The organism is Comamonas sp. w2-DMI, assembly GCF_040187735.1.
Lineage (GTDB): Bacteria > Pseudomonadota > Gammaproteobacteria > Burkholderiales > Burkholderiaceae_C > Comamonas > Comamonas terrae.
Map to the genome: position 1 here is coordinate 18088 of NZ_JBANEL010000010.1, position 20576 is coordinate 38663.

The 20576-nt window shown below is 65.0% G+C and carries 18 protein-coding genes, 1 pseudogene and 1 riboswitch; of the genes and pseudogenes, 11 read left to right on the plus strand and 8 right to left on the minus strand.

From position 1 onward, the window contains the following. Window positions 1–795 (plus strand): SDR family oxidoreductase, encoded by a 795-nt coding sequence (locus tag V8Z74_RS12195; RefSeq protein ID WP_349709471.1) that lies wholly within the window; start codon window positions 1–3, stop codon window positions 793–795. 103 nt (window positions 796–898) lie between these two features. Here the strand turns inward: V8Z74_RS12195 and rbp (V8Z74_RS12200) are convergent, their stop codons facing one another. Together rbp (V8Z74_RS12200) and rbp (V8Z74_RS12205) are read right to left on the minus strand one after the other, a co-directional pair. Further along, a complete protein-coding gene (gene rbp / locus V8Z74_RS12200) occupies window positions 899–1387 on the minus strand; it encodes an RNA-binding regulator (protein ID WP_349709473.1) in 489 nt (162 codons plus the stop codon). A gap of 322 nt (window positions 1388–1709) precedes the next feature. Continuing rightward, on the minus strand, window positions 1710–2072 hold the full coding sequence (gene rbp, locus V8Z74_RS12205; RefSeq protein ID WP_066474422.1) for an RNA-binding regulator: 363 nt from the start codon (window positions 2070–2072) through the stop codon (window positions 1710–1712). A 278-nt stretch (window positions 2073–2350) separates the two neighbouring features. Then, window positions 2351–2474, plus strand: a riboswitch (yybP-ykoY riboswitch). 97 nt (window positions 2475–2571) lie between these two features. Here rbp (V8Z74_RS12205) and V8Z74_RS12210 point away from each other — a divergent pair. From V8Z74_RS12210 to V8Z74_RS26260, 7 genes are all read left to right on the plus strand, one after another. Further along, window positions 2572–3141 carry a TMEM165/GDT1 family protein gene (locus V8Z74_RS12210; RefSeq protein WP_066475367.1) on the plus strand — a complete coding sequence of 190 codons (570 nt, stop codon included), beginning with the start codon at window positions 2572–2574 and terminating at the stop codon, window positions 3139–3141. Window positions 3142–3348: 207 nt separating this feature from the next. Further along, complete coding sequence (metX, locus tag V8Z74_RS12215) at window positions 3349–4494, plus strand: homoserine O-succinyltransferase MetX (RefSeq protein ID WP_349709475.1); 1146 nt, start codon at window positions 3349–3351, stop codon at window positions 4492–4494. Next, window positions 4491–5075, plus strand: coding sequence for a methionine biosynthesis protein MetW (gene metW / locus V8Z74_RS12220; RefSeq protein WP_066474419.1), 585 nt, complete (start codon window positions 4491–4493; stop codon window positions 5073–5075). Before metX ends, metW begins: the two co-directional genes overlap by 4 nt. 176 nt (window positions 5076–5251) lie before the next feature. Beyond that, window positions 5252–6424, plus strand: coding sequence for a GGDEF domain-containing protein (locus V8Z74_RS12225; protein WP_349709476.1), 1173 nt, complete (start codon window positions 5252–5254; stop codon window positions 6422–6424). Between the two features lie 92 nt (window positions 6425–6516). Continuing rightward, the gene (locus tag V8Z74_RS12230) at window positions 6517–8010 is read left to right on the plus strand and encodes a M20 family metallopeptidase (protein ID WP_349709477.1); all 1494 of its coding nucleotides are present in this window, start codon (window positions 6517–6519) and stop codon (window positions 8008–8010) included. A 232-nt stretch (window positions 8011–8242) separates the two neighbouring features. Further along, window positions 8243–8647 carry an alpha/beta fold hydrolase gene (locus tag V8Z74_RS26255; protein WP_502879532.1) on the plus strand — a complete coding sequence of 135 codons (405 nt, stop codon included), beginning with the start codon at window positions 8243–8245 and terminating at the stop codon, window positions 8645–8647. Beyond that, entirely contained in the window at window positions 8598–8954 is a 357-nt protein-coding gene (locus V8Z74_RS26260; RefSeq protein WP_502879524.1) for a serine aminopeptidase domain-containing protein, read from the plus strand. The genes V8Z74_RS26255 and V8Z74_RS26260 overlap by 50 nt, the downstream gene beginning before the upstream one ends. Before the next feature lie 22 nt (window positions 8955–8976). On the opposite strand, the gene V8Z74_RS12240 is transcribed toward V8Z74_RS26260, so the two are convergent. From V8Z74_RS12240 to V8Z74_RS12250, 3 genes and pseudogenes are all read right to left on the minus strand, one after another. Next, window positions 8977–9708, minus strand: coding sequence for an SOS response-associated peptidase (locus tag V8Z74_RS12240; protein ID WP_349709479.1), 732 nt, complete (start codon window positions 9706–9708; stop codon window positions 8977–8979). A 3-nt stretch (window positions 9709–9711) separates the two neighbouring features. Then, window positions 9712–10452, minus strand: coding sequence for a 16S rRNA (uracil(1498)-N(3))-methyltransferase (locus V8Z74_RS12245; RefSeq protein ID WP_349709480.1), 741 nt, complete (start codon window positions 10450–10452; stop codon window positions 9712–9714). Window positions 10453–10564: 112 nt separating this feature from the next. Next, a pseudogene (locus V8Z74_RS12250) lies at window positions 10565–11673 on the minus strand (aminoglycoside phosphotransferase family protein). Window positions 11674–11926: 253 nt separating this feature from the next. Between V8Z74_RS12250 and V8Z74_RS12255 the strand changes: the two are divergent. The 3 genes from V8Z74_RS12255 to rsmA all read left to right on the plus strand — a co-directional run bounded on the left by V8Z74_RS12255 (window position 11927) and on the right by rsmA (window position 16891). Then, a complete protein-coding gene (locus V8Z74_RS12255; protein ID WP_349709481.1) occupies window positions 11927–14284 on the plus strand; it encodes an LPS-assembly protein LptD in 2358 nt (785 codons plus the stop codon). Window positions 14285–14570: 286 nt separating this feature from the next. Next, a complete protein-coding gene (locus V8Z74_RS12260) occupies window positions 14571–15980 on the plus strand; it encodes a peptidylprolyl isomerase (protein ID WP_349709482.1) in 1410 nt (469 codons plus the stop codon). A 143-nt stretch (window positions 15981–16123) separates the two neighbouring features. After that, on the plus strand, window positions 16124–16891 hold the full coding sequence (gene rsmA, locus V8Z74_RS12265) for a 16S rRNA (adenine(1518)-N(6)/adenine(1519)-N(6))-dimethyltransferase RsmA (RefSeq protein WP_349709484.1): 768 nt from the start codon (window positions 16124–16126) through the stop codon (window positions 16889–16891). A 91-nt stretch (window positions 16892–16982) separates the two neighbouring features. Here rsmA and V8Z74_RS12270 read toward each other — a convergent pair whose 3' ends face one another. The 3 genes from V8Z74_RS12270 to V8Z74_RS12280 form a co-directional block, all read right to left on the minus strand. Then, window positions 16983–17408: a barstar family protein gene (locus V8Z74_RS12270; protein ID WP_066474388.1), complete on the minus strand. Its 426-nt coding sequence runs from the start codon at window positions 17406–17408 to the stop codon at window positions 16983–16985. Window positions 17409–17553: 145 nt separating this feature from the next. Continuing rightward, window positions 17554–17973 carry a guanyl-specific ribonuclease gene (locus V8Z74_RS12275; RefSeq protein WP_066474387.1) on the minus strand — a complete coding sequence of 140 codons (420 nt, stop codon included), beginning with the start codon at window positions 17971–17973 and terminating at the stop codon, window positions 17554–17556. A gap of 232 nt (window positions 17974–18205) precedes the next feature. After that, the gene (locus tag V8Z74_RS12280; protein WP_349709486.1) at window positions 18206–20515 is read right to left on the minus strand and encodes an NADP-dependent malic enzyme; all 2310 of its coding nucleotides are present in this window, start codon (window positions 20513–20515) and stop codon (window positions 18206–18208) included. Window positions 20516–20576 lie beyond the last annotated feature (61 nt).

A 20576-nucleotide genomic window follows, 5' to 3' on the forward strand; every position in this document is an offset into this window, starting at 1 on the left:
ATGACAGGCTCGGCACCTCTGGCCTACATCACCGGCGCCTCCAGCGGCATCGGGCAGGCGCTTGCGCTGCGCTACTACCAGGCCGGCTGGTCGCTGGCGCTGGTGGCCAGGCGCACCCAGGCCATTGCGCAGTGGGCCGAGCAGATGCAGCTCGATGCCGCGCGCTACGCCATTTACGAAGCCGACGTGGCGCGCATAGACAGCGCCTGTGCTGCCGCTCGCGCCTGCCTGGAGCGCCAGGGCCTGCCCGATCTCGTGATTGCCAATGCCGGTATCAGCTGGGGCGTGGACACCTCGCAGCGCGAAGACCTGGATGCCATGCGGCAGGTGCTGGATACCAATGTCATGGGAATGGCCGCGAGCTTCCAGGCCTTCATCGCACCCATGGCGGCACGCGGCAGCGGCCGCCTCGTCGGCATTGCCAGCGTGGCCGGCATCCGTGGTTTGCCCGGCCATGCGGCCTATTGCGCGAGCAAGGCCGCAGCCATTGCCTATTGTGAAAGCCTGCGTGGCGAATTGCGCGATTCGGGTGTGCAGGTCATTACTTTGTTGCCAGGGTATGTCGATACGCCACTGACTCGCCAAAATCCCTATTCCATGCCGTTTCTATTAAGCCCGGAGCAGTTTGCCGATAAAGCATGGAAGGCCATGGAGAAGAACAAGCGCTACGCCATTATTCCGTGGCAGATGGCCATAGTGGGACGGGTGATGAATATATTGCCTAGTCATATATGGGACTGGCTGCTAGTAGGGCGGGGACGCAAGCCGCGCCACCGCAATACCAGCGGCGCCTGAGTCCGTATTTGCTCGGGACGCAAGCGAAATGAATAAAGGCACCCGCGGTGCCTTTATCCGAAGGACCTTGCAGTGCGGTGACTGCAAGGTCGAATATCGCGATTCATTCGCCGCGGTTGTTGCCGTAACCGCCGCCGCCACGGCGCGGGCCGGAGCCATAGGGGCTGCGGAAGCCCCCATCGCCACGGCCATAGCCACCGTCGCCACGGTTGTCGCCGCGGCCGCCGTAACCGCCGCCGCCACCACCACCTTCGCGGCCACCACCGTAGCCGCCGCCCCCATAGCCACCGCTGCCTTCATTGCGGTAGCCGCCACCGAAACCGCCCGAACGGGGCGGACGGGGCTCCATGGGGCGCGCTTCATTCACGACCAGGCTGCGGCCACCCAGGGGTTGGCCGTTCATGCCCTGAATGGCTGCCTGCGCTTCTGCTTCGCTGCCCATTTCCACGAAGCCAAAGCCCTTGGAGCGGCCGGTGTCGCGCTCCATCATGACGCGTGCGCTGGTCACTGCGCCGAATGGGGTGAAGACTTGCTCCAGGTCGTTGTCGCGGACACCATAGGGAAGGTTGCCGACATAAAGCTTATTGCCCATTAATAACTCCTCAGCTCCTCAATACTTTCAGTTTGGCGATCGACTTCAGGATGTCAGCGAAAATCCCCAGCGGAAGACCATGCAAGAACCCTAAACCCCTATTCGCACTCGGGCGGGAATGCCCGAATGAAGATTATGAAGCACAAAAAACCAAAAAATAAATGCTCCAAAACCAAGATTGATAACGTTTGGCAACAAAAAACAGGGGCGGCCCCGGTTCGCCGCCTGCGGTAGCAGTCCAGAGGCGCTTTTTGTTGTCCAGAGAAGTTCCGGAAACAAAAAAAGGAACCCGCAGGTTCCTTTTTTTGTGAGCATGGGATGCTTAGTAGCTGTTGCGGCGGCCATAGCCACCGCCGTCGCCGCGGCCACCACCGAAACCGCCTTCGCGGCCGCCGCCGAAGCCACCGCCGAAGCCGCCGGAGCGGGGAGGACGGGGTTCCATGGGGCGGGCTTCGTTGACCACGAGGTCACGGCCGCCGCGGTTCTGGCCGTGCAGGCCCTGGATGGCGGCCTGGGCTTCGGCATCGCTGCCCATTTCCACAAAGCCGAAACCCTTGGAGCGGCCGGTGTCGCGCTCCATCATCACCTTGGCGCTGCTCACAGTGCCGAATTCGCTGAACTGCTGCTGCAGATCGTTGTCGCGGAAAGAGTACGGCAGATTGCCGACGTAAAGCTTGTTGCCCATGAAGGACTCCTGAAAAAACTTGGAAACGCGATGGAGCCCTAGGGAGTCAACAAGCGATGACAACGTTAGAGACGCAAACGCACTCGCCTCTGCCCGGAAACATGGCCTCCAAACAAAGACTCGAACATTATGGGACAGAAGTTTTGTAGGAATATTGCGAAAACATGGAAATTTGTGTTTATGCCAACACCGATTTCATGCGGGGATACCCTCAAATGCCGAATATGGAATAAGGAAATTTCGTTTTCGCTTGCAAAAACCGGATGCTAGAATCGTGGTCTACTGTCTTTGGGGAGTAGGCCGTCCGGCAGCCATCTGCCGGATGCATGCGTCAACAGACTTGGGTCTTCAATGGCCTATGGCGCATGCGGCCCGTGGTGCAAAGCCGCGGCGCGACTGGCCGAGACCATTGATCGCGTACCGAGACAACCTATGCAGATAGGCCGGAGTCGGTGCGTGGTCAATGCGTTCTGGCATCTCCGGCCGTCTGCCCCACATCATGGAAGCCTTTCTCATTTCCACCTCCATCGTCGCGCTGGCCGAGATGGGGGACAAGACCCAGCTGCTGTCGCTTGTTCTTGCGGCCAAGTTCCGCAAGCCCTGGCCCATCGTGGCCGGCATTTTTGCAGCCACGCTGGTCAACCATGCGCTGGCCGGTGCCGTGGGCAACTGGATCACCACGGTGCTCGGGCCCGACGTGCTGCGCTGGATACTGGGCATTTCCTTCATTCTGATGGCGGGCTGGATGCTGATTCCCGACAAACTCGACGAGGAAGAAGCCGGCAGGAGCAGCGGCCGCTGGGGTGTGTTCGGCACCACGCTGGTGCTGTTTTTCCTGGCCGAGATGGGCGACAAGACCCAGCTGGCCACCGTGGGCCTGGCGGCGAAGTTCCCGCTGTCGTATTACTGGGTGGTGGCAGGCACCACGCTGGGCATGATGCTGGCCAATGCGCCGGTGGTGTGGTTTGGCGAGAAGATCACGCAGAAGCTGCCGATCAAGACCATCCACCGCGTTTGCGCGCTTGTCTTCCTGGTGCTGGGCATCGCGGCGCTGCTGACCAAGGTCTGAAAGGCAATGGCCCGGCCGCACAGGGCCCGGGCCTTTGCTTTCCGGGCATGACTGCTTCGCCGCAGCGGCTGCAAGCCGGGCGCGGTGGATGCAGTACACTGTATTCCTCAATGCGCCGATTTGCTTCTGCTTGCGGGCGCTTTATAAATCCTGCTAAAGACGAAACCAGCGAACCCGGCCTCGTTTTTAGCGATGCCGGGTTTTTTCATGTCCTTCATCGCCACACCCCAGTCCATGCATTTCGATGAGGCGCTGCCCCTGCAGGGCGGTGGCTCCATCGCCCACTACGACCTGGCCTACGAGACCTACGGCCAGCTCAATGCCGACCGCAGCAATGCCATCCTGGTCTGCCATGCGCTCAACGCCTCGCACCATGTGGCCGGCAGCTACGAAGGCCAGCCCCGGAGCGAGGGCTGGTGGGACAACATGATCGGCCCGGGCAAGCCCGTGGACACCAACAAGTTTTTCGTCATCGGCATCAACAACCTGGGCTCGTGTTTCGGCTCGACCGGACCCATGCACACCAACCCGACCACGGGCAAGCCGTATGGCGCCGATTTCCCCGTGGTGACGGTGGAGGACTGGGTGGATGCCCAGGCACGGCTGCTGGACCGGCTGGGCATCACCCAGCTGGCGGCCGTGCTGGGCGGCAGCCTGGGCGGCATGCAGGCGCTGTCGTGGTCGCTGCGCCACCCGGACCGCATGCGCCATGCGGTGGTGGTGGCCAGCGCGCCCAACCTCAATGCCGAAAACATCGCCTTCAACGAGGTGGCGCGCCGCGCCATCGTCACCGACCCGGACTTCCACGGTGGCCATTTCTACGAGCATGGCGTGGTGCCGGCGCGAGGCCTGCGCATTGCGCGCATGATCGGCCACATCACGTATCTGTCGGACGACGTGATGAACCAGAAGTTCGGCCGCCAGCTGCGGGAAGGCATAAGCCTCAAGTACAGCACGCAGGAGGTGGAGTTCCAGATCGAGAGCTATCTGCGCTACCAGGGCGAGAAGTTCAGCAGCTATTTCGATGCCAACACCTATCTGCTGATCACGCGCGCGCTCGACTACTTCGATCCGGCGCGAGCCCATGGCGGCGACCTGACGCAGGCACTGGCCGTCTCCAGGGCCAAATACCTGCTGGTGAGCTTCACCACGGACTGGCGCTTTGCGCCGGCGCGCAGCCGCGAGATCGTCAAGTCGCTGCTGGAGAACAACCGCGACGTGAGCTACGCGGAGATCGACGCGCCGCACGGACACGACGCCTTCTTGCTGGACGACCCCCGCTACATGAACGTGATGCGCTCCTATTTCGAAGGCATTGCCAAGGAACTGAACACTGCCAAGGAGGCCGCATGAGCGAACTGACCACCATGCAAGCAATCGCCAAGCTGGTGCCCGAAGGCTCGCGCGTGCTGGACCTGGGCTGCGGCGACGGAGCCCTGCTGTCCCACCTGATCCGCGAACGCGGCTGCACGGGCTATGGCGTGGAACTGGACGACGCCAATGTGCTGGCCTGTACGCGCCGCGGCGTGAACGTGCTGCAGCTGAACCTGGAGGACGGGCTGGCCATCTTCGGCGACAACAGCTTCGACGTGGTGCTGCAGATCGACACGCTGCAGCATCTGCGCAATGCCGAGGTGATGCTGCAGGAGACGGCGCGCATAGGCCGCGCCGGCATAGTCGCCTTCCCCAACTTCGCGCACTGGAACAACCGCCTGTCGGTGCTGCGCGGGCGCATGCCGGTCACGCGCCGCCTGCCCTACCAGTGGTATGACACGCCCAACATCCGCGTGGGCACCTACAAGGACTTCGAAGTGCTGGCGACCAAGAACCGCCTGCGTATCCTCGACTCCTTCGGCCTGCAGGACGGCAAGGTGGTGCGCACGCTGCCCAATCTGCTGGCGACGACGGCGGTGTTCCATTTCGAGCATGCCTGATTGCTATCGAAAAAATAGCTGATGGCGTATATCCCCCAGGGATTCTAGGGGGAAATTGTCTGGGCGCTGGCAGGGCAGGGGGCCCGCCAATGGTGCACGCGTGCTGAAATGCCGCTCTGGCATACTGCGCTGCATCGGGCGCCGGCACAGGGCGCTTCTCCACCCGCTTTCGCTCCATGCCGCTTGTTCTAGACGTGCCAACCATGCTGCTGATGATTGCAGCCGCATCGCTTGCCATGGCCGCATCGCTGGCCGCGGCACGGCCCCAGCGCAGAGAGGGCACGGGATTGTGGGCATTGGGCCTGGTGATGCACGCTGTGACCTATGTGCTGTATGCGATGCGCGGGCGGGTGCCCGACTGGGCCAGCATCGTGCTGTCCAACATGCTGCTTGCCGGCACCTTTGCCATGGCGCTGGGCGCTGTGTGCCAGTTCAGGGGCCGGGCTTTGCCCTGGGGGCGCATGCTGGCACCGGTGGTGGCAATGACGGCGCTGTACATGGTGTTTCTCGACGACTACCGTGCGCGCATCATGGTGGCGGGCATTCTGGCACCTGTGCAGATCAGCATGGTGCTATGGGTGCTTTGGCGACCGCAGCCATTGGCACAGTTGCGCGGAGCTTGGTTGTTCACCGTGGGGCTGAGCCTGCAGTTCGTGCTGCTCGCGCTGCGGGGCCTGTTGGCCGCCATGCATGCCATTCCGCTGGACGGGCTGATGCGCAGCAGCCCCATGCAATCCTTTGTGTTCATGGCGGCCTTTGTCGTCGTCATCCTGGCGTCGCTGGGCTTCATCCTCATGGCCAAGGACCGCGCCGACGCGGACAACCGCTATTTCGCCGTGCATGACGAGCTGACCGGTGCCGCCAACCGCCGCGCGCTCATCCAGGCGCTGGACCGCGACCTGGCTCGCGCCCTGCGCTCAGGCGAGTCCTATGCGCTGCTGATGCTGGATATCGACCATTTCAAGGTGGTCAATGACACCCATGGCCACCGCGCAGGCGACCGGGTGCTGTGTCATGTGGCGACCGTGCTGCGCGCACGGTTGCGCGCCCAGGATCTGATAGGGCGTTATGGCGGCGAGGAGTTCATGCTGCTGCTGCCCAACACCACGCTGGACGGGGCGGCGGCACTGGCCGAAACGCTGCGCGAAGTCATGGAGCAGTCGCCTTGCCTGCATGAGGGACGCTCCATCGCTGTCACGGTGAGCATAGGCGTATGCGGTACGCAGATGGAGAGCATCCAGGACTGGGACCGGCTGATCCAGGCGGCCGACCAGGCGCTGTATCGGGCCAAGGCCGCCGGGCGCAACCGCGTCGAATGCGCGGACCTGCCGCGCCGCTCCCGTACCTGAACCGCTTCCGACCATGGCTGTGCCAGAGCTTTGGGCGCTGGCGTATCCTTGGCTGCATCTCTTAATCGATTTCCACCTCACGAGGCCTTGCCATGACCGCCCGTCTGCCTGCCACAGCGCTTGATTCCGCACTTGCTCTCGAACGTGTGGGCCGTGCGTGGGATGAAGACATCCTGCACCAGCTCACCGACTACATCCGCATTCCCGCCAAGTCGCCCATGTTCGCGCCCGACTGGGAGGCGCTGGGCTTCATCGACACCGTGCTGCGCAATGCCGCGGACTGGGTGGCGGCCCAGAAGGTACCGGGCCTGCGTTTCGAGATCGTGCGCCAGCCGGGCCGCACGCCGGTGCTGTTCTTCGAAGTGGACGGCACGGCCGACAGGGCCGCCACCAGCCCCACGGTGCTGATGTACGGCCATCTGGACAAACAGCCCGAATTCGAAGGCTGGCGCAGCGACCTGGGCCCCTGGACGCCCAAGTACGAGGACGGCAAGCTCTATGGCCGCGGCGGCGCCGACGACGGCTATGCGGTCTATGCCAGCATCGCCGCCATCCAGGAACTCAAGCGCCAGAACGTGCCGCATCCGCGCATCGTGGGCATCATCGAGACCTGCGAGGAGAGCGGCTCGGGCGATCTGCTGCCCTATGTGGAGATGCTGCGCCCGCGCCTGGGCGACGTGGGCCTGGTGATCTGCCTGGACAGCGGGGCCGGCAACTACGACCAGCTGTGGCTGACCACCAGCCTGCGCGGCATGGCCAGCGGCACGCTCAAGGTGCAGATCCTGAGCGAAGGCGTGCACTCGGGCGATGCCTCGGGGGTCGTGCCTTCGTCCTTCCGCATCCTGCGCCAGGTGCTGGACCGGCTGGAGGACAGCAAGAGCGGCCGCGTGCTGCCCGAAAGCTTCCATTGCGAAGTGCCGCCCGAGCGCCTGGAGCAGATCCGCGCCACGGCCGCCATCCTGGGCGAGGACGCCTATGCACGCTTTCCCTGGGCGCACTACGACTGCGGCGGATCGGCCCGCGTCGCGCTGCCCACCACCACCGACCCCGTGCAGGCGCTGATCCGCCGCACCTGGGAGCCCACGCTGTCGGTGACGGGCGCCGAAGGCCTGCCTTCGCTGCAGAACGCCGGCAATGTGCTGCGCCCCTACACGGCCTTCAAGCTCAGCCTGCGCCTGCCGCCCCTGGTGGATGCCGCAGCCTGCGTGCAGGAGATGAAGGCACTGCTCGAAGACAATGCCCCCTACCAGGCCCGCGTGACCTGGGAAGGCGAGGGCGCGGCCAGCGGCTGGAATGCGCCCGGCATGGACGGCTGGTTCGAGAAGGCGCTCAATGCCGCGAGCCGCGCCCACTTCGGCGCGTCCTGCGGTTATATCGGCCAGGGTGGCACGATTCCGCTGATGAACATGCTCAGCAAGGGCTTTCCCAAGGCGCAGATGATGGTCTGCGGCGTGCTGGGCCCCAAGAGCAATGCCCACGGCCCCAATGAATTCCTGCACGTGCCCTATGCCAAGAAGCTCACGGCCAGCGTGGCCGAGGTGATCGCCGCCATGGCGCGCGCGCAGTCTGAAGCCGTGGCCGGCTGAGCAGCCAGGTTTTTCGCGGTACCGCCGCAGGCGTGGTCGAGAGCTTGAGCTCAAGGAGGAGCGGAACGTGACTCTGGAACCAACGACAGCCAACGAAGCGTTCATCAGCCAGCTGACGGCGCCCGACGGCACGGCGCTGGGTGTGCGCGACTGGCCGTTGGCGCAAGACCGGCAGGCGCGTGCCGCCGTGCTCCTGGTGCACGGCCTGGGCGAGCATTGCGGCCGCTACGACATGCTGGCCCGGCAGCTCAACGCCTGGGGCTTTGCGGTGCGCGGCTATGACCAATACGGGCATGGCCTTTCCGGAGGCCCGCGCGGCGGCCTGAGCAGCGAGCTGCGCCTGCTCGACGATCTGGCCTTCATGGTCGATGCGTTGCGCAGCAGCATGCCGCGCGGCCAGCGCCTGGTGCTGCTGGGCCACAGCATGGGGGGGGCTGGTGGCCGCCGATTTCGTGGCCAGCGGCCTGCGCCATGTCGATGCGCTGGTACTGTCCTCGCCGGCGCTGGCACTGCCGCTGCGTGCCGGCCAGCACTTGCTGCTGGCCACGCTGCCGCGGCTGCTGCCCAATCTGCAGGTACCCAGCGGCGTGCAATCGCGCTATCTGTCGCACGATCCGGCCGTGGCCCGGGCCTATGACGCGGATGCGCTGCGGCATGATCGCATCAGCGCCCGCCTGGCCCGGTACATGGCCCAGGCAGGGCTGCGCGTGCTGGGCAAGGCGCGGTCCTGGTGCGTGCCCACGCTGCTGCTCTGGGCAGGGCAGGACAAGCTGGTCGATCCTTCGGGCAGCCGCATGCTGGCCGAGCATGCGCCGCCCGCGGTGCTGCAGGCACAGTGCTTTGACGCGGCCTACCACGAGATCTTCAACGAGACCGAAGCGCTGGCCGCGCCGGTGTTCGAGCGGCTGGGCCAATGGCTCGATGTTCGGGTGCCGGCGGCTTGAGCGGCCAGCCCGTCAAAATGCGTCAGAACAATGGTGGCGGCGGCTTGCGGCCTTTTTCCACAGGGTTGGCGCGCAGTTTCTCGGCCGGATAGGGGCGTAGAAACTCCTTGGCCTTGGCAACTTTGGCGTTGAGCCAGGCATCGTAAGCACCTTCATTGAGGATGGCCGGCATGGCCTTGTCGTTGCCGGGCTGCCCATAGCGGTTCATCAGCGCATGCGCATTGGCGTTGATGGTGATGAGGGCGTAGCTGACGATGATGTCGCCATCCGCACCGGCCCAGCGCGCCCAGATGCCGGCCGCACCCATGGGCTGGTTGTCCACGCGGGTGATGCGCGTGGGCAGGGGCTTGCCCGGGCGCAGATCGTCCACCTGAAACGATTGCATGGGGATGATGCAGCGCTGGCCATTGAGCCAGGCATCGCGGAACGCCGTGCCCGTGGTCAGGTTGTCGATCTTGGCATTGACCAGCTTGAGCGCGCGCAGGCGGCCGTCCGATGCCGATTTGACCCAGTGCGGCACCAGGCCGAACTGGGCAGGCACCAGCAGGCGTTCCGCCGCAGGGGCTGCGCCTTCTTCGACAGGAGCCGGTTCGCGGTCCAGCAACGGCGCAGAGGATTCGGCGGCCGCATTGACGATGATGCAACCCCGCTTGCGCGGGGTGATCAGCGGCTCGGGCAGAGGCTCCGGCGCTTGCACGCGAAAGTTTTGCGGATAGAACTCGGCCTTGGCCAGGGAGAGGTGACAACTGCTCATGGGTTACTCCAGGGCCAGCAGGGAAAGCGCCGCGACCGAGGCCGTCTCGGCCCGCAGCACGCGGCTGCCGAGGCTGGCGGGCTGCCAGCCCTGCTCCAGGGCCCAGTCTTCTTCCTGGGCCGTGAGGCCACCTTCGGGGCCGTGGAGCACCCAGACTGCCGGGGCATCGCCGGCGGCTGCGCGCAGCGGCAGATTGCCCTCGCGCAGCGAGAGCACCAGACGGCGTGCTTCGGCGGCAGGCGTGTCCTTGCCGCGCAGCCAGTCGGCCAGCGACTGCGGCGCATGGATGACGGGCACCCTGTTGCGCCCGCATTGCTCGCAGGCGGAGATGGCAATCGACTGCCAGCGCTCGATCTTCTTGTCCGCGCGCTCGCCCTTGAGCTTGAGCACGCTGCGCGCAGCCATCACGGGCTGGATGCTGGCCACGCCCAGCTCGGTGGCCTTTTCCACCAGCCAGTCCATGCGCTCGTTGGCGGGCATGCCCACGACCAGATGCACGGCACGGGCCGCCTCGCGCTCCACGGCGCTGTGGCTGGCTATGCGCACGCCCACATCGCTGCGGCCCATGCGCGTGATGATGGCCTGGAATTCGCCGCCGGCAAAGCCGTTGCCCGCCTGGCCTTCGAACAGGGTGATGGTGTCGCCCGGCTGGTGGCGCAGCACCTGCACATGGCGGGCAGCGCCTGCGGGCAGGTCCAGCTCGGCACCGATGTGCAGCGGAATGGGACAGTGGTAGCGCGGCATAGTGAAATGTCTGGTGAAACTGGCGCTGGTCCAAGCCAGGGACGCCGAGCAAGAGCCGCCTCGCAGCGAAGGCGTCGTCCCCCTCCGGGGAAGCCGCAAAGCGGCTCAGGGGCTACATTCTTCCGTAGGCGTACCCGACCTGGGGCGTGATGCCTTCGATCTGGTCCACCAGGCGCAGCATGGGTGCCAGCTCGCGGTAGCGGCTGCAGGTGGAGCGGATGTAGTGGATGAAGCGCGGCGTGTCGGCCAGATACCTGGGCTTGCCGTCGCGCAGCGTCAGGCGCGCGAAGATGCCGGCCACCTTGAGGTGGCGCTGCAGGCCCATCCATTCCACGCCGCGATAGAACTCGCCGAAGTCGTCGCCCCAGCCGCTGGCGCTGTTGGCGCCCAGCAGGCCCGCCTTGCGGGCCTTTTCCCAGTAGCGCACGGTGATGTCGATGACGAAGTCCTCTTCCCAGCTGATGAAGGCATCGCGCAGCAGGCTGGCGATGTCGTAGGTGATGGGGCCGTAGACGGCATCCTGGAAGTCCAGCACGCCCAATGGTGCGCCCACGGATACCGGCTGCATCAGGTTGCGCATCATGAAGTCGCGGTGCACGTAGACGCTGGGCGACTGCAGGTTGTGGGCCACGATCAGGTCGAAGGCCTTGGCCAGCACGGCCTGCTGCTTGTCGTCCAGCACCAGGTTGCGGTGCTTGGCAATGTACCAGTCGGGAAACAACTGCAGCTCGCGGCGCAGCAACGCCTCGTCATAGGCCGGCAGCCCACCGATGTTGCCTTCGCGCGAAGCCAGCTGCCAGTCCAGCAGCACTTCCACGGCGGAGCGGTACCAGGCTTCAGCGTCCCGGGGCTTTTCGGGATTCAGTGCTTCGATGACCGTGGCGCTGCCCAGGTCGGACAGCAGCATGAAGCCATGTGCTGCATCCCAGTCCAGGATGGCTGGCACGCACAGCCCGGCCCGGGCCATCAGCGTCTGCACCTGAACGAAGGGGGCGCAGTTCTCCTTGTCGGGGGGGGGCGTCCATGATGATGAAGCTGCTGCCGCCCGCGCCGTCCAGGCGTAGATAGCGGCGAAAGCTCGCGTCGGCCGAGGCTGGGCGCAGGGTTTCGGGGCGCAGCTGCAGCTTGGTAGCCAGCGGGGCGAGCCAGGCGTCGAAAGCAGCGTGGCGGCCGGCATCGGACCAGACGACGTCGGCGGTGGGGGGGGATTGGAGCGGTCATGGATAATCGGATTTTACAAACCGATGCGGTCGTCCCCGGAAGGGATGGTGCTAGGCTTCAGCGTTTTCCCATTGTTTCTGTCTTGTGCCGCGCATCTGCGCCTCTGAATCACGTGCCTGCTCAACCGTTTACGCGAGATATTCCGCCAGCCTCCGTCCTCCGCTTGCGCCGGGCGGGACCGGCGCGTTCCGCCGTCCAGCCTGTTGCCCGGCCGCTGGCCCTGGCAGTGGCGCTGGCCTGGGCTGGCGCAGGCATGCAGGCCCATGCGCAATCGGCCGAAGCTGCGGGGACCGTGCCCGAGGTGACTGCCTCGGCGCCCGGTGACCAGGCACAGGACCTGCAGCTCAAACCCAGCACGCTGCTGCAGGAGACCTATCCGCCCGAAGTCCGCAGCCAGCAGCCCATCTATATCAAGGGCGATTCGCTCAGCGGCCAGCCCGATATCAAGGCCTCCGTGCATGGCGAGGCCGAGCTGCGCCGCGGCGACACCATGATCCGCGCCGACAAGCTCGATTACGCGGTGCCCGACGACAAGGTCAATGCCGTGGGTTCGGTGCATATCAACAAGGCCGGCAATGTCTTCGATGGCAGCAAGCTGGATCTGGAAGTCGATGCCTTCAAGGGCAGCTTCGAGGACGCGAGCTACCGTTTCCTGGTCAACAGCGCCCATGGCGAATCCTCGCGCGTGGATTTCCTGGACCGCGACCATGCCGTGGTCCATCACGCTACCTACACCACCTGCCAGCGCGACGACGAGGCCAGCTGGCAGCCGGCATGGCAGCTCCAGGCCGAAACCATCCACGTGGACATGGCCGAGGAAGTGGGCGTGGCCGAGAACGCCAAGCTCAAGTTCAAGGGTGTGACCATACTGCCTGTACCCAGGATGAGCTTTCCGCTGTCGGACAAGCGCAAGAGCGGCTTTCTGCCGCCGACCATGGGCATGGACAATGTGGGAGGCTTGGAATACACCCAGCCCTATTACTGGAATATCGCGCCCAACCGCGACCTGACCCTTTTTCCCTCGGTCATGACCCGGCGCGGCGTGAACCTGGGAGCCCAGTTCCGCTATCTGGAGCCCAGCTATTCGGGCGAGGCCTATGCCAACTACATGCCCGGCGACAGCCTGCGCGACCGGGATCGCTGGGGCTATTCATGGCAGCATCGCGGGACCATCGACTCGCCCATCGGCGGCCTGGGGCTGAGCCTGAACTTGAACCGCGTCAGCGACGACAACTACTGGCGTGACTTCCGCTGGGCGCCGATAGCCTTGCGCCAGCGCCTGTTGCCCAGCGATGCCAACCTGAGCTGGGCCAAGGGCGATGGCGTGCTGACCCTGCGCACGCTTCAGTACCAGACGCTGCAGGATCCCGCATCGCCGATTGCGCCGCCCTACAGCATGATGCCCCAGCTGCAGTACCGCTATACGCCGCTGGATCTGCCCCATGGCCTGGACTTCACTCTGGTGGCCGACACCACACGCTTCGAACTGATCCGCCCGCTGGCCGGCCAGATCGGCAACAACGGCCAGCGCAGCTATGTGCAGGCGCAACTGAGCCGGCCTTTTCTGTCGCCGGGCGCCTTCATCACGCCCAAGCTGATGCTGCATTCGGCCATGTACCAGACCGACCAGTTCATGAGCAACGGCAGCAAGAGTGCCCAGCGGACCCTGCCGACCTTCAGCCTGGACAGCGGCCTGATCTTCGAGCGCGATACCTCGCTGTTCGGCAAAAAGCTCACGCAGACCTTCGAGCCGCGCGCTTTCTATACCTATACGCCGTATCGCGACCAGAGCATGCTGCCGCTGTACGACACGGCGCGCAACGATTTCAACTTTGCCAGCATCTTTTCCGAAAATGATTATGGTGGCCAGGATCGCATTGCGGACAACCACCTGCTGACACTGGGCGCGACTTCGCGCTTTTTCGATCCCGATACCGGCGCGGAGAAGCTCAAGCTGGCCATTGCCCAGCGCGTGCGCTTTTCGGACCAGCGCGTGCTGCTGCCCGGCGAAGTGCCGGCCACCAGCCGTTTCTCGGACATCCTGCTGGGCGCGGCCGTGAACTGGACCGACAAATGGTCGTTCGAAGGCACGACCCAGTACAACAAGGATCTGCGCCGCACCGTGCGCACCACGGCCACGGCACGCTACAGCCCCAGCAATTACCGCACCTTCAACATCGGCTATCGTACGCAGTACGACACCATGGCCCAGACCGATGCCAGCAAGCTGGTCGATGTGGGCTGGCAATGGCCTATCAACGATCTGTGGGGCGACAAGGGCAAGGACCTGGGGCCCGGCCGCGGGCAGGGCGGCGGGCGCTGGTATGCGGTGGGGCGCCTGAACTACAGCATCAAGGACAAGCAGCTGGTGGACACGGTGGTCGGCTTCGAATACGACGGCTGCTGCTGGATCGGCCGCGTGGTGCTGGAGCGCCTGCAAAGCTCCATCACCCAGTCCAACCTGCGGCTGCTGTTTCAACTGGAGTTCGTGGGCTTCTCGCGCCTGAGCTTCGGCGCCGATCCGGAGCGCAGCCTCAAGCAGAATGTGCCCCGCTACCAATATCTGCGTGAAGCCGTCACTCCGCCCAGCCGCTTCACCAATTACGACTAAGAACGTGTTTACGATCTCCTCGACGCCGCGCCAGTGCGGGATGGAATGCAAGGCGCAACACCGCAGCCGGGCTGGTGGCCCGGCGAGGATTTGCAACGCCGCAGACCGCCCGCAAAGGCACTGGCCCCAAGAGGTTGGGGCGAAGTCGGGCCATTTCTTTGCGCTGTCTCTTGCTTGCGCCCCGGTGCAAGCTGCGAGCCATCGCTTCGAACTCATCCCGATTGCGTCCCAACGCGGCATCGTAGAGATCGTAAATACGTTCTAAACGCTCTAAGCAAGGTTTTCCATGCGTTTTTTCTCCAAGACATCGTGTGCGGCAGCGGTTGCCCTGGCCCTGCTGGCCGCGGGTGCCCATGCACAAAGCCTGAAGGTGCCCGGCCAGGCCAAAAAAGGGGACGCTTCCGTATCGCGGGCGCTGGATGCCACCGCGCGTCCCACGGGCCGGGAAACGGCGCCGGCCGGCATACGCCAGGCCGACTTCATCGTGGCGGTGGTGGACTCCGAACCCATCACCAACAACGAAGTGCGGGCCCGCATGGCGCGCGTGCTGCAGAACATCGGCGAGCAGGGCGGACAGCTGCCGCCCCGGGAGCTGCTCGCCAGCCAGGTGCTGGAGCGCCTGATTGTCGAGAAAGTGCAGCTGCAGGAAGCCCGGGATTCGGGCATCAAGGTCGATGACTTTGCCGTGGACCAGGCCGTGAACAATCTGGCCCTGCAAAACAGCCTGGACAAGAGCGCGTTTCTCGCCCGCCTGCAGAAGGAAGGCGTTTCCGAGAAACAGCTGCGCGACGAGATCCGCAACCAGATGATCATGCAGCGCGTGCGCGAGCGCGACGTGGACAACCGCGTCAAGGTCACCGATGCCGATATCGACCGTTATCTCAAGGAGCAGAAGCGTCCCGGCGATACGGCCTCGTCCATGGCCATGAACCTGGGCCACATCCTGATCGCCGTGCCGGAGAATGCCGGCCCGGCCCAGGTGGCCGAGCGCGAGGCGCGCGCCAAGCAGGCTGCCGAGGCCGCGCGCACCCATGCGGACTTCACGGCCGTGGTCAGGGAGTATTCCGACGTACCCAACGGCCAGGGCGGCGGCGCCATGGGCATGCGGCCGCTGGGCGATTATCCCGAGCTGTTTGCCAAGGCGGCGGCCTCGGCCTCCACGGGCGCCATTCTCGGGCCGCTGCGCTCCGGGGCGGGCTTTCACGTGCTCAAGGTGCTGGAAAAGTCCCAGTCCGGCATGCCGGCCTTCATCACGCAGAACCATGCGCGCCACATCCTGCTGCGCATCGGTGACGGCATGTCTGAGGCCCAGGCCGCCAAGCGGCTGGAAGACTACCGCCGCCGCGTGCTCAGCGGCCAGGCCACCTTCGAATCGCTGGCACGCGAGTACTCCCAGGACGGTAGCGCGCGCGACGGAGGCGATCTGGGCTGGTCCTCGCCGGGCCAGTTCGTGCCCGAATTCGAGCGCGTGCTCAATGCCCTGCAGCCCGGCGAGATCAGCGAGCCCGTGGTGTCGCGCTTTGGCGTGCACCTGATCAAGCTGGAGGAGCGGCGCGAGGCCCGGCTGACGCCGCGCGAGCAGCGCGAGATGGTCCGCAACGTCGTGCGTGAACGCAAGACGGAAACCGACTACAACGCCTGGCTCAAGGAGCTGCGCGGCCGTGCCTACGTCGAATACCGCGAGCCTCCGCAATAAAGATATTGCCCCCACGGTCGCCCACTGCGTGTGGCTCCCTGCCCCTCGAGGGGGCCGCGTTTTGCCTTGGGAGCGCCCCGGCGGCAAAACCCTGGCCCATCAAGGGCGCCCGCTTTATTCAGGGACGGCCTACAGCAGAAACCATGAAACACATTCCCCGCAAGCGCTTCGGCCAGAACTTCCTGACCGACGGTGCCATCATCGACAACATCGTCCAGGCCATTGCGCCGCAGCCCGGCCAGCCCATGGTGGAGATCGGGCCCGGCCTCATGGCCTTGTCCCAGCCGCTGGTCGAGCGCCTGGGCAGGCTGACCGTGATCGAGCTGGACCGCGACCTGGCCCTGCGCCTGCGCCTGCGGCCCGACCTCGACGTGGTGGAGTCCGACGTGCTCAAGGTGGACTTCCGTGCCCTCGCGGCACGCCTGGGCGTGCCCAAGCTGCGTGTGGTGGGCAACCTGCCCTACAACATCTCCAGCCCCATCCTGTTCCACCTGCTGGAGCAGGTCGACGTGGTGCAGGACCAGCATTTCATGCTGCAGAAAGAGGTGATCGACCGCATGGTGGCCGATGCCGGCACATCCGCCTACGGCCGCCTGTCGGTGATGCTGCAGTGGCGCTATGCGATGGAGAACGTGCTGTTCGTGCCGCCGGAGAGCTTCAATCCCCCGCCCAAGGTGGACAGCGCCGTGGTGCGCATGGTGCCGCGCGCGCAGCCGGCGCAGCTCGATGCGGGGTTGCTCGAGGCCATGGTGCAGGTGGCTTTCAGCCAGCGCCGCAAGATCCTGCGCAACACGCTGGGCAAATGGCTGGACGAAAAAGGCTTTGCCGGCGAATTCGACCTGCAGCGCCGGGCCGACGAAGTGCCGGTGGCTGAATACGAGGCCCTGGCCGCGCAGCTATCGCAAAACTAGGAGCTGCTGGCGCTTGCCGGGCAAGCATTTCAATGTTGTTGAATAGAAAAATGCCCGCCTGTCAGGCGGGCATTGCTATTGAAGCGATAGCTCAGAGAAAGGAATAGAAGCAGCGGAAGGGCACCTTGCGCTCGGCCCAGTAGTCGGCCGCATCGCGGAAGGCATCCAGCAGCTGCTCGCGCACTTCCTTGTCGAACTTGGGCGTGGTGGGAATCTGGTCCAGCACCACGACGAAGCCCGGCTGCTGGCCGGCCTTGTGGATGGGATCGGTCAGGCAGTCGTAGAGCGCATCCCAGTTCTTGCCGAAATGGGCGGGAAGGTGGAACTGCGTGGCCAGCAGCTCGAGAATGTCGGCCTTGGTCTGGGCATGGGCCAGGTTGGCATACAGGAAGTGCGCACCCAGGGTCTCGGCGGCGGCTTGCAGATCGGGAATGCGATAGGCGCGGATGGACTGCACGATGTTCGGGCGAACATTGCGCAAAGGAGTGTCGGAGTTCTTACGAAGTGGCGTGTCCATCTCCGTGATTCTTTCTAAAAACATCAAAAAATCGGGCTCGGGCAGCGCTGATGGACGTGTAGGCAGCCGGCGCAAATCGCATCTGCATACATATACGGCGCTGGGGGCGTTTTTTCGAGCAAGGCTTCAATGGCGGCGCTGCGGCTCATTCGACGATCTGCTTGAAGCTGCTGTAGTGGTCGCTGGTGTAGTAGCAGGCGTCGGGTTGCTGCGGCTGCTGGCCGCCGCAGACGATGCGCCGCGCGCCGCGGTTGCGGGAGCCGGGCGTGCGCACCGTATATTCGCGGTAATAGCCGCGCGGCTGGCGCGGCAGTATGCGCTCGCGGTTGCCGAAGGCGGTACCGTCCTTGTCGCTGCTGAACGGGCCGCCCTGCAGGATGCGTGCATAGGTGGTGCGCCCCTCGCGCGGCAGATCGGACAGGGCAATGGTTTCCAGACCCGAGGAGAACGCCGTCGGCTCGGGCGTGCCGCGCGCCTGCACGGCAGGCGCTGCCAACACGAAAGCTGCGCCCAGAAAGAGCGCCAAACCTGTCTGGTACGCCTTGGCGGCGGCGGCCTTGAGCATTCACTACACCTTTCAGAATCTCAGGTAAGGCCTGAAATTTCGACCCGTAAGTTTGACGGATAGGCCCTGAAATTGCAAGGTATGCTTAAATTTTGTGCAGTTTGCACAGGATTCTTGACAGTTGGAATCGTCCGCCGGTGGCCCGCAAGCGCCGCTGACGGGGCGCAGGATGCGAAAAAGGCCCGCAGCGCCGGGCGCTGGCGGGCCTTCTGGGGCAGGGCCTGGCGGCCGGTCAGCGGCTCACGTTGGCGTCGGCCACGGTCAGTGCCGTCATGTTGACGATGCGGCGCACCGTGGTGCTGGGGGTCAGCACATGCACGGGCTTGGCGGCGCCCAGCAGCACGGGGCCGATGGCAATGCCGCCGCCGGCGGCCTGCTTGAGCAGGTTGTAGCTGATGTTGGCGGCATCGATATTGGGCAGCACCAGCAGGTTGGCGTCGCCCAGCAGCGTGCTGTTGGGCATCAGCTTGGCGCGGGACTTGCCGTCCAGGGCCACGTCGCCGTGCATTTCGCCGTCCACTTCCAGCCACGGCGCCTGCGTGCGCAGCAGCTCCAGGGTCTGGCGCATCTTGACGGCGCTGGGCTGGTTGCTGGAGCCGAAGTTGCTGTGCGACAGCAGCGCGGCCTTGGGCTTGATGCCGAAGCGCATCATTTCCTCGGCGGCCATGATGGTGATTTCGGCCAGCTGTTCGGCCGTGGGGTCGTAGTTCACATGCGTGTCCACGAGGAAGACCTGGCGATCGGGCAACAGCAGCCCGTTCATGCACGCATAGGTGGCCACGCCGGCGCGCTTGCCGATCACCTGGTCGATGTACTGCAGGTGGTGGGCCGTATGGCCCCAGGTACCGGTGATCAGGCCATCCACCTCGCCCTTGTGCAGCAGCATGGAGCCGATCAGCGTCAGGCGGCGGCGCATCTCGATCTTGGCGATGGGCTCGGTGATGCCCTTGCGCTCGGTCATGCGGTGGTAGGTCTGCCAGAAGTCGCGGTAGCGCTCGTCATGTTCCACGTTGACCACGTCGTAGTCCACGCCTTCCTTCAGGCGCAGGCCGAACTTCTCGACGCGCTGGGCGATCACGGCGGGGCGGCCGATCAGCGTGGGGCGCGCGATGCGCTCGTCCACCACGATCTGCACGGCGCGCAGGATGCGCTCTTCCTCGCCCTCGGCATAGGCCACGCGCTTCTTGGCGGCCTTCTTGGCCGCCATGACGATGGGCTTCATCATCGTGCCCGAGGCGTAGACGAAGGTCTTCAGGTGCTCGCGGTAGGCATCCATGTCCTGGATGGGGCGCTGGGCCACGCCGGCCTCGGCGGCGGCCTGGGCCACGGCGGGCGCCACGATGAGCATCAGGCGCGGATCGAAGGGCTTGGGAATCAGGTATTCGGGGCCGAAGGACAGCTGCTGGCCCACATAGGCTGCGGCCACTTCTTCCGACTGCTCGGCCTGGGCCAGCGCGGCGATGGCATGCACGCAGGCGATTTCCATCGAGGTGGTGATGGTGGTGGCTCCACAGTCCAGCGCGCCGCGGAAGATGTAGGGGAAGCACAGGACGTTGTTGACCTGGTTCGGGTAGTCCGTGCGGCCCGTGGCGATGATGGCATCGTCGCGCACGGCCTTCACGTCTTCGGGCGTGATTTCGGGGTTGGGGTTGGCCAGGGCGAAGATGATGGGCTTGGCCGCCATCTTCCGGACCATGTCCTGCTTGAGCACATTGCCGGCGGACAGGCCCAGGAAGGCGTCGGCGCCCTCGATCACCTGGCCCAGCGTGCGCAGCTCGGTCTTCTGGGCGAACAGCGCCTTGTCGGGGTCCATCAGCTCGGTGCGGCCTTCGTAGACCACGCCGGCGATGTCGGTCACGAACACGTTCTCGCGCCTGAGGCCGATTTCCAGCAGCAGGTTCAGGCAGGCCAGGGCCGCGGCGCCGGCGCCCGAGGCGACCAGCTTGATCTCCTCGATCTTCTTGCCGGCGACCTTCAGCGCATTGACCATGGCGGCCGCCACGGTGATGGCCGTGCCGTGCTGGTCGTCGTGGAACACGGGAATGTTCATGCGCTTGCGCAGCTCGCGCTCCACGAAGAAGCACTCGGGAGCCTTGATGTCCTCGAGGTTGATGGCGCCGAAGGTGGGCTCCAGCGCGGCGATCACGTCGACCAGCTTCTGCGGGTCCTTCTCGTTGATCTCGATGTCGAACACGTCGACGCCGGCGAACTTCTTGAACAGCACGCCCTTGCCTTCCATCACCGGCTTGGAGGCCAGCGCGCCGATGTCGCCCAGGCCCAGCACCGCCGTGCCGTTGGAGATCACGGCCACGAGGTTGCCGCGGCTGGTGTACTTGAAGGCCGCGGCGGGGTCCTTGACGATTTCCTCGCAGGGCGCGGCCACGCCGGGGGAGTAGGCCAGGGCCAGGTCGTGCTGGTTGCCCATGGGCTTGGTGGCCGCGATGGCGACCTTGCCGGGCTTGGGGAACTGGTGGTATTCGAGGGCCGACTGGCGTAGCAGTTCGCGTTTATCGGTCAAAGTGGTTGCCTTGGTGTCGGACATCAGCGGTCTCCAGCTCGCAAAGTAGGCCATCCGCAGCGGGGTCTTGCATGGCAGCAACCAG